Origin of the sequence: Cupriavidus sp. L7L (assembly GCF_004353535.1) — a bacterium.
Lineage (GTDB): Bacteria > Pseudomonadota > Gammaproteobacteria > Burkholderiales > Burkholderiaceae > Cupriavidus > Cupriavidus oxalaticus_A.
The window spans coordinates 1-693 of the sequence record NZ_SMNY01000068.1 but is presented as its reverse complement, the minus strand read 5'-3'; the positions used below and the strand labels follow the sequence as shown (position 1 = coordinate 693).

Annotated in this window: 1 pseudogene; it reads left to right on the top strand. The window is 54.5% G+C overall.

The features are described 5' to 3' along the window. A pseudogene (locus tag E1J61_RS35180) lies at positions 1-693 on the top strand (DNA methyltransferase); the annotation flags it as partial.

Here is a 693-nt window from a genome sequence, read left to right as displayed (position 1 = left end):
CGAAGGTGTTCTTGAGGGGCTCGAATGGGCTCGCAAGCCTTGGGATGTGGTGAGCACAGCTCATCTTGCAAGGGCGCAACCCCACTTGGCAGAACAATGTTCGGGGAAGAGTGAAAAAGTTAGCCCCGGAGATCCAGTTCAAGAGGTTGCGGTAAAGCTCGCATCGTCTACATCTCTGGATCACTTGGCCGATGGCTCGGTGGACATGGTGATTACGGACCCTCCATTCGGTGACAACATCCAATATGCGGAGCTCTCCGATTTCTTCTATGTCTGGCTCCGCCTCGGTTTGAAGCAAATTTACCCAACGGTCTTCTCTACCGATTTGACACTTAAGTCTCTTGAGGCAGTTACGAATGCGTCTCGCGAGCCAGACGATCCAGATGGTTTCTATCAGCGTCTGCTTACTCAATGCTGGAGAGAAGCGCATCGCATTCTTAAGCCAGGAGGACTCCTAGCTTTCACTTTTCATCACAGTGAAGACGAACCATGGGTGGCCGTGCTGGAGTCTTTGTTCGACGCAGGCTTTTACCTCGAGGCTACCTACCCGATCCGGGCGGACGAAACCAAGGGGGACGGCCAATTCGGTTCTCAGAAAATCGAGTACGACATCATCCACGTCTGCCGCAAGCGCACCGAAGAACCCAAGCCGGTGAGCTGGGGCCGGATGCGCCGCGAGGTGATGGCTGACGT